This window comes from Microcoleus sp. T3_D1, assembly GCF_036700405.1.
GTDB lineage: Bacteria > Cyanobacteriota > Cyanobacteriia > Cyanobacteriales > Microcoleaceae > Microcoleus.
Genome location: NZ_JAUBOV010000140.1, coordinates 278 through 8899, shown reverse-complemented (window position 1 = coordinate 8899; position 8622 = coordinate 278). Strand labels below are relative to the sequence as shown.

Here is an 8622-nt window from a genome sequence, read left to right as displayed (position 1 = left end):
CGCTCGCACTGTAAATGCAAAACTGAGATGCTCCCCATCCCACAAACTTGTGGAAGTTATTTAATTCTCATTCCTTATCCACCAGCAGAATTTCCATAGGTTCAAAAATTTTATAGCACTCATAAGCAAAGCATCTCTTCATTTAATTTAGAGGAAGTTTGACGACGGCCAGCCAGAACTCCTCAATTAACCTGACTACTTTAGTAAATTCCACGAAGTCTACCGGTTTTGTTATGTAACAGTTGGCGTGGAGGGAGTATGACTTAAAAATATCTTCGGGAGCTGCGGAAGTGCTGAGAATCACTACAGGAATTAATTTTAACTTGGGGTCAGTTTTAATTTCTTCTAGCACTTCAATACCGCTTTTTTTCGGCAGATGCAAATCCAGCAAAATCAAATCGGGACGAGGTACCCTGAGATAGGGTTCTTTTCGGCGCAAAAACTTGATTGCTTCGACTCCATCCTCCACAAAATGCAAGTTATTCAATATTTTACCCTGACCGAGAGCTTCTCTTGCCAAATCGGCATCGCTGGGAGAATCCTCAATCAGCAGAATTTCTATAGGTCTAACAGTGGTTCGATCGCTCATAACCGGCGTATCCTTTTGAGTATAAAAACAAAATTGAATTTTGAGGATTCAGGTACTAATTATAGGAATAGTGAAGTAAAAAGTCGCTCCTTTTCCCTCTTGAGATTCCACCCAGATTCGACCGCCGTGGCGTTCAGCAATGCGCTTGCACATCGCCAAACCTATACCTGTGCCGGAATATTGGCGGCGGGAGTGCAGGCGTTGAAAAATGATGAAAATGCGATCGGCATACTGCGGATCGATGCCAATGCCGTTATCGCGGACACTGAACACCCATTCGCTCTCTTGCATGCGGGCAGCGATATGAATCAACGGGATATCTGGGCGACAAAATTTGATGCTGTTGGCGAGCAAATTTTGGAATAATTGCACCAGTTGAAATTCATCCGCCATAACAGTTGGCATCGCGTCGCAGGTGATTACAGCTTTTGTTTCGGCGATCGCAATTTGCAAATTACACAAACTTTGCTGCACAGCAGCCTTGCAGTCCGCCGGCTCAAACTCCTGACCCCTCGTTCCCAGGCGCGAATACGCCAACAAATCGTTAATTAACTGCTGCATTCTGGTGGCGCCATCGACAATATAATTAATATACTTATCTGCGCGATCGTCCAAATTTCCTTGATAGCGCTGGGCCAGCAATTGAGTGTAACTGGTAACGGCTCGGAGTGGTTCTTGCAAATCGTGGGAAGCCACATAAGCAAATTGTTCTAATTCCTCGTTGGAACGCTTCAAATCTTCTGTCAGTTGCAGCAGTTGCTGCTCTGCTTCTTTGCGGGCTGTAATGTTGTAAACCAAGGCACAAGAAGACAGCAGATTACCCTGGGAGTCCATGACTGAACTGGTAGACATATCAGTCCAAATATCTTTGCCATCCTTGCTTTTGAATTTAAATTCGTGTTGTTCACCCATACCTTGCTTGTGCCGCTCGACATTTTCAATAGCTTGTGGTTTTTCCCCTTCGTCCATGAAATCAAAAAGCGACCTCCCGAACATTTCTAATTCACTATAGCCTAGCATTCGCGCCATTGCGTGGTTCACGTAAGTCGTGAGGCCATTTCTGTCAATTACCCAAATACCTTCTTTTGCTAATTCAACTATTTGCCTGTACTTAAATTCGCTTTCCTGCAAAGCAGTTTCAGTTAGTTTGCGCTCAGTGATATCTTTCATAAAACAGTGGTGGCCGTTAAATATTCCCTGTGCGTCGCAAGCTTTTACCATCGTTAATTGCTTGTAAAAAAACGAGCCATTTTTCCGAACGCCCCTAGCTTCAACTTCTACTTTGCCAGAAATTAGCATTTCCTGATAAGCTGAGACCATCATCTCAACATCGCCCGGATGTACGGTGAGCTGCCATTTCATGCCAAGCATTTGTTCCGGTTCGTAACCGCATTTATGAGCGTAAGCTCGGTTAACCTTCACGTAGCGTCCCTCAATGTCCAGCCGCGAAATGCCTTCCACCGCATTTTGCATGGCATTTGTGAGGTCACGCAGCTCTTTTTCTGCTTGTTTGCGATCGCTAATATCCTGACCGATACCCAAAAAACCGTTAATATTTCCGTTACTATCAAATAAGGCAGTCACCGACAGCAGTACCGGAAACCGCGAACCATCTTTGCGAATGTAAGTCCATTCATTTTCGTCAGCGAGTTTCCGGCGCGACAAGGCAACAAAGGCTTCAATTCCCGGCTCTATTTTCACTCCCAATTCTTGAGAAAGAACTTCAGCTCTTTTAGCGACCTCCAGAGGATCGTGAATTATTTCTACCGTGACTTTCCCCACCACTTCTTCTAGCGAATAACCTAAAAGTTGCTCGGCCGCCCGATTAAATGTTTTAATTGTACCGTCGGGATCGGTAGAAATAATTGTGTAGTTAGCGCTATTAAGAATTGCATTTTGCAGTTGCGTCAATTCCAACAAAGTGAAAGCAATTTTTTCGCGGTAGGCTATTTCTTTTTGCAATTTGTGGTTAGAAATTTCGATTTGAGCCGTGCGCTCAGCAACTCGATGCTCCAGAGTTTCATTGAGCCGTCGATTTTCCTCTTCTACCTGCTTGCGTTCTGTAATATCAGTAATAGTACAAACATAACTTTTAACCTCCCCATTTTCTCCAATTTGACCTACAGATTGACCGAATACCCAACTGATTTGAGTGTGATTAAGGCCTTGAAATCGGTACTCAGATTTAAACGGCAATTTCTCCTGCGCGGCGCTATACCATTCAGAAAAAACCCGCTCGCGGTCGTCTGGATGAATGCCTTGCAACCACCCTTTGCCCAAAGCTTCATCACAGGTAATTCCCGAAATTTGACACCAGCGCTCGTTGACATACAAGCAGTCTCCTCCAGCATCTGCATAAAATATTCCCACCGGTGAAGCTTCAGTTAAAGTTTGATAGCGAGCTTCCGTTTCTCGACGTTCAATTATTTCTTTTTGCAGTATTGAATCGATCATCCCTAATTGAGTTGGACTCAGGAGAGTTAATGCTTGGGGAACTAAAGGAATTAATGCAACAGCGGTGTAACCAGAAATCGCGGCGGTAATAATTTTCAGACTGCCAGAAACCCAATAAACAGGATGCCAAAGCGTCCAAACTTCCATTATATGAGTAGTGCCGCAAGAGATAATAAAGGCTGCAAGCAGCCAAAAGATGTTGCGGAAGGGCAAGTCTTTTCGCTGACCGATAAAATAATAAATTAACGAGAGGGGTATTGAATAGTAGGCCAAAGCAATTATAGAGTCTGACACTATGTGGAGCGCGACTAGCTCTCGCTGCCAAAGGTAACAGTAGCCTTGAGGAATATAATTGCCGGTGAATAACAACTGATTTAAAAAATTCCCAATCATAAACGGAATGGCAAATGGGGAAGGAGTAATTTAAGGCAATAACTTATAACTTATCTTAACTCTCTGAAATATACAGCTCTGGAGGCACGGGGGGCTAAAAACCCGGTTTCTTCATAAATGCCTCGTTGCCAAACCGAATATTGTTGTAGAAACGGGTTTTTCTTCGGTAAGTCTTAACTACCAGCCGGGAAGTCCCTCGGTATATTTAGAGGGGATTAATCTGAGCGCAGCGCGAAGTACCCCGTTGGGAATTACTCCTTGGGATGAAAGGCTCGTCGGGTGTAGGTACCCAAAGCGACAATTATTCTTTTATACCCCTTGATGCTCTGGAAATACTCTGATACTATATTAGCAAGTGGGGGTGGAACTACCTCACTATAAAAAGCATGAGAAAAAAAAGGAAAAAGAAGCCTCCGGTCTAACTGTACTCTGTTGACCGTCAGGTTTGTTCACTATAGCAATTCTCAATGATTCGCGAGCTGTAGCGAGCTCTAGGTTGGGTATAACTTATGTGTTGCACCATTCTCAATCCTTTTATGAACAGGCAAGATGCCTGTTCCACAAGAAAATTCATCTCTTGTGGAACAGGCATCTTGCCTGTTCCTGACAATGGTGCAAGATGTGAGGTATGGCGAAGTGAAACCCTAGATGCCGATTTGAGATTTTAGGATTTTAACTTTTCCTTTCTTCTTCCTTATCTTCTAAATAACTAAAGCCTTCTTCCATCCATCCGTTACATCTGTTACATCCCTTACAGAATCCGTTGCCGAACTTCCTTCTGCTATAAAAAATGGGGCGAGCCAGAAGCCCGCCCCACCCAAAATTATGCTGCTGCTATTAACCCAACAGCGCCTGAGCCTTAGCTACCACATTATCAACGGTGTAGCCAAACTTTTCTAAAGCAACGGGGCCCGGTGCAGAAGCGCCGAATCTGTCAATACTGAGGCTATCGCCTTCAGAACCCAAATAACGTCCCCAGCCGAAGCTAGAACCGGCTTCAACGGCCAACCGCTTAGTAACAGCTTTCGGCAGTACCGATTCACGGTAAGCGGCATCTTGTAAGTCGAACAATTCCCAGCAAGGCATCGAAACTACGCGCACTTTATTGCCTGCGGCGCGCAATTTTTCAGCGGCATCAACGCAGAGGTATGTTTCGCCGCCGGTGCCGATTAAAATGATGTCGGGAGTGCCACCGTCGTCGGACAAAATGTAAGCGCCTTTGGCTGTTCCTTCGATCGAGCTTCCAGCCAAGTTAGGCAAGTTTTGGCGCGACAAAGCCATTAAAGTTGGGCGAGTGCGGCTTTCAACTGCCACTTTGTAAGCGCCGGATGTTTCGTTACCATCCGCAGGGCGCATTACCAACAAATCGGGAATTACGCGCAGAGAAGCGATGGTTTCCACGGGTTGGTGAGTTGGGCCGTCTTCGCCCAAGGCTACGGAGTCGTGAGTCATTACGTAAATAACTCCAGCTTCCGAGAGTGCAGAGAGGCGAATTGCTCCCCGCATATAGTCAGCAAATACCAAGAAAGTAGCGCAGTAAGGAATTAAACCGCCGTGCAGTACCATACCGTTGGCGATCGCACCCATGGCGTGTTCCCGCACACCAAAGCGCAGGTTACGTCCTTCGTACTGACCTTTTTGGAAGTCTTTTTCACCCTTGAGCAAAGTCATGTTAGAAGATGCCAAGTCAGCGGAACCGCCGATCAGTTCAGGTAACACACCTGCCAAAGCATTCAAACATTTTCCAGAATGATTCCGAGTCGAATCGGCTTTATCTTCTGCCTTGTATGTCGGCAAAACTTTATCCCAACCTTCAGGAAGTTTGCCGGCAACGCTGCGCTCATATTCTGCCGCTTCTGCAGGATATGCTGCTTTATAAGCATCAAAAGCTTTCTGCCATTCTTGCTCAGCTTGAGCACCGCGATCGACTGCTTTGCGGAAGTGTGACAAAGCATCATCAGGAATTTCAAACGGTGCGTGTTCCCACTTCAAGAAATCGCGAGTTGCTTTCACTTCATCGGTACCCAAAGCAGCACCGTGAGAACTGTAAGAATTGCGCTTGTTAGGAGAACCGTAACCAATGATGGTGCGGACTTTAATCATGGACGGTTTGTCCGTGACTTTTTTGGCTTCTTCAATAGCTTTGTGAACTGCTTCTAGGTTAGTATCTTCGTCTAGAGCGGTATTGTCTACTGTAATAACGTGCCAATTGTAAGCTTCAAAACGCTTGCCCACATCTTCAGTAAAGGCCAAGCTGGTGTCGCCTTCAATAGAAATGTGATTGTCATCGTACAAGGCAATTAATTTGCCGAGTCCGAGGTGTCCGGCCAAAGAACAAGCTTCGCCAGAAATGCCTTCCATGTGGCAGCCGTCACCCATGATGACATAGGTGTAGTGGTCAACAATTTTATGGTCGGGCTTGTTAAACTTAGCAGCGAGGTGAGCTTCTGCCATTGCCAAACCGACGGCATTAGCAATTCCTTGTCCGAGGGGGCCGGTGGTAACTTCTACGCCTTCGGTGACGAAGTTTTCGGGGTGTCCGGGGGTTTTGGATTCCCACTGACGAAATTGCTTGATGTCGTCGAGGGTGACGCTATCGTAGCCGGCCAAGTACATGAGGGCGTACTGCAGCATACAGCCGTGGCCGGCGGAGAGGACGAAGCGATCGCGATTAAACCACTTGGGGTTTTTGGGGTTGAACCGCATGAACCGATCCCACAGCACGAAGGCCATAGGGGCAGCGCCCATCGGCAGTCCCGGGTGTCCTGATTTTGCTTTTTCTACCGCATCGATGGCCAAAAAGCGGATAGAGTTGATGCAGAGTTCTTCGAGTGATTGGGTTGCAACAGCCATAATTCTGGTTTTTATATGTTAAGAGAGAGTGTGTGTGGTCGATTCTGACAGAGGTGCGATGAGCCGAGTTCGATCGCTCGCGTTTCTGCTGTTCAGTTTCTGTGGAACTGCCGTGAGGCTGCACTACATATCATCTCACCTGTTGCGATCGACAGACAACTTAATTTTTTAATGTTTCGGTCGCTTTGTGCAGTCGATCGCAAATTGTTATCGGAGATATTTCTGGGGCGAGTGCGGGTCTGTGCGATCGAGCTACGAGAGGGTGTAACTTAATTATTTGGCAAATTGGCTCTCAAAGCTGCCCTGTTATGATAGAGTTTGGTGTTTCTGACATCTTGCAGCTTTGTCACGAACAGCCAAGATGCCTGTTCCACAAAGAGTGAATTTTCTTGTGGGGCGTTGATTTGAGCAACGCTCGATCGCACGATCGCCGGAATAGTGCCAGATGTCAGATATTTGTAATTTTAATCAGGCAATAACTAATGACTCTCAGTGAAGCCGAAGTCCGCAGTCAAAAAGTAGACGAACTGCGATCGCAAGGCATAGAACCGTATCCCAGTGAATCCTACGCGCGATCGCACACAGCCCAACAAGTTCGCGAAATATTTAGTCAGCCGGGAAAAGAACTCGAAAACGGACAAAGTGACCCCGAAGAAATTTCCCTGCGATTAGCCGGCCGCATCACTTCTAAGCGAGACAGCGGCAAAATTGGTTTCATCGATTTAAAAGACGCCACAGACAAGATTCAACTCAAAATCGAGAAAGCAATCGTCACCGGCGAAGTCGGTTTGAGCTTTGAACAAATTAAAAAATTGCTCGATATCGGCGATTTTGTCGGCGTCGAAGGTATCGGCTGCCGCACCCCCAGGGGAGAACTTTCTATTTTAGTGAGGGAATTAAAGCTTTTATCAAAAGCTACCATTCAATTTCCCGATTCTTATTACGGAATTAACGACCCCGAAGTTTGCCGCCGTCACCGCGAAATGGATTTGGCAAGCAACCAAGATGCGCTAAACCGTTTTATGCTGCGAAGCCGCATCGTTCAAAGCATCCGTTCCTATCTGTGGCAAGCCAATTTTTACGAAATAGAAACGCCCACACTGCAAGCTATTTACGGCGGTGCTGCTGCTAAGCCATTCATCACTCACCACAATGCTTTAGAGGTAGATTTGTATTTGCGAGTGGCTCCAGAATTATTCTTGAAAAGAGCAATTTGCGGCGGTTTCGAGCGAGTATTTGAACTAGGGAAAGCATTTAGAAATGAGGGGATTGACAGCACCCACAATCCAGAGTTTACCTCTTTGGAAGTTTACCAAGCTTATGCTGATGTTTTCGACATTTTAGGAGTTGTCGAAGACGTGATCTGTTTCGCAGCGGCGGCGGTATTTGGGGATGTCAAGGAGATTGAAAATCAGGGGGAAACGATTAGTTTAGAACGCAAGTTCGACTACAGCGAAAAGTATCCCGGTTTTAGCGGCAAACACTGGCAAGTGAAAACGATGGTAGAAGCTGTCAGAGACGAGTTTGGGCTGGATTTTGACAGTTTGGACTTAGAAAGTGCGAGATCCTCTGCAACCAAGCTAGAATTGCACCTGTCTAAGTTAGAACAACAGAGTTTAGGCTACGTGCTGTATGCGGTTTTTGACAAATTAGTTGTTCCCAAACTAATTCAACCTACATTCATCATCGACTACCCTGTCGAAGTCAGTCCCTTAGCAAAAGGACATCGCAGCAAGCCAGGATTTGTAGAACGTTTCGAGCTATTTATCAACGGTACAGAATACTCTAATGGATTTTCAGAATTGAACGATCCGAAGGAGCAAAGAAAGCGGTTTGAGGAACAGTTGGCGCAGAAAAATGCGGGCGATGACGAAGCGCATCCAATGGATGAAGACTTTATTCAAGCGCTATCTTTGGGAATGCCTAATTGTGCGGGCATGGGTATCGGCGTAGACAGATTGGTGATGCTTTTAACTAATACTCAAAGCATCCGAGATGCGGTGATGTTCCCGACAATGCGGCCGGTCAAAGATTGATTCGTAAAATCTGGTAGGGGCGGGTTTTACAAACAATATCTAACTCAAACAAACAGTCTCTATAAACCCGCCCCCACCCGACAAATAACCTACATCAACCTTGACTTCGATCAAATACGAAAAATGTGCATTGCGATTTACCGTTGGAGGGGGGCGGGTTTATTTATATCGTCAATTATTGGCTAATATTGTTGGTGAACCCGCCCCTACAATTATGCAGAAAATGTGCATTGCGATTTACCGTTGGAGGGGGGCGGGTTTATTTATATCGTCAATTATTGGCTAATATTGTTGGTG

Annotated in this window: 6 protein-coding genes; 2 read left to right on the top strand and 4 right to left on the bottom strand. The window is 45.9% G+C overall.

Translation table 11 applies throughout. From position 1 onward, the window contains the following. Positions 1-142 precede the first annotated feature (142 nt). The 3 genes from QT992_RS32215 to tkt all read right to left on the bottom strand — a co-directional run bounded on the left by QT992_RS32215 (position 143) and on the right by tkt (position 6289). Complete coding sequence (locus QT992_RS32215) at positions 143-589, bottom strand: response regulator (protein ID WP_333320504.1); 447 nt, start codon at positions 587-589, stop codon at positions 143-145. Positions 590-637: 48 nt separating this feature from the next. Continuing rightward, on the bottom strand, positions 638-3436 hold the full coding sequence (locus QT992_RS32210; RefSeq protein WP_333342854.1) for a PAS domain S-box protein: 2799 nt from the start codon (positions 3434-3436) through the stop codon (positions 638-640). Positions 3437-4273: 837 nt separating this feature from the next. After that, on the bottom strand, positions 4274-6289 hold the full coding sequence (gene tkt, locus QT992_RS32205) for a transketolase (protein ID WP_333320508.1): 2016 nt from the start codon (positions 6287-6289) through the stop codon (positions 4274-4276). 34 nt (positions 6290-6323) lie between these two features. Between tkt and QT992_RS32200 the strand changes: the two genes are divergently transcribed. Next, a complete protein-coding gene (locus QT992_RS32200; protein WP_333110366.1) occupies positions 6324-6461 on the top strand; it encodes a hypothetical protein in 138 nt (45 codons plus the stop codon). A gap of 97 nt (positions 6462-6558) precedes the next feature. On the opposite strand, the gene QT992_RS32195 is transcribed toward QT992_RS32200, so the two are convergent. Beyond that, positions 6559-6714, bottom strand: coding sequence for a hypothetical protein (locus QT992_RS32195; RefSeq protein ID WP_333342853.1), 156 nt, complete (start codon positions 6712-6714; stop codon positions 6559-6561). 57 nt (positions 6715-6771) lie between these two features. Between QT992_RS32195 and lysS the strand changes: the two genes are divergently transcribed. After that, positions 6772-8325 (top strand): lysine--tRNA ligase, encoded by a 1554-nt coding sequence (gene lysS / locus QT992_RS32190; RefSeq protein ID WP_333342852.1) that lies wholly within the window; start codon positions 6772-6774, stop codon positions 8323-8325. Positions 8326-8622: the final 297 nt, after the last annotated feature.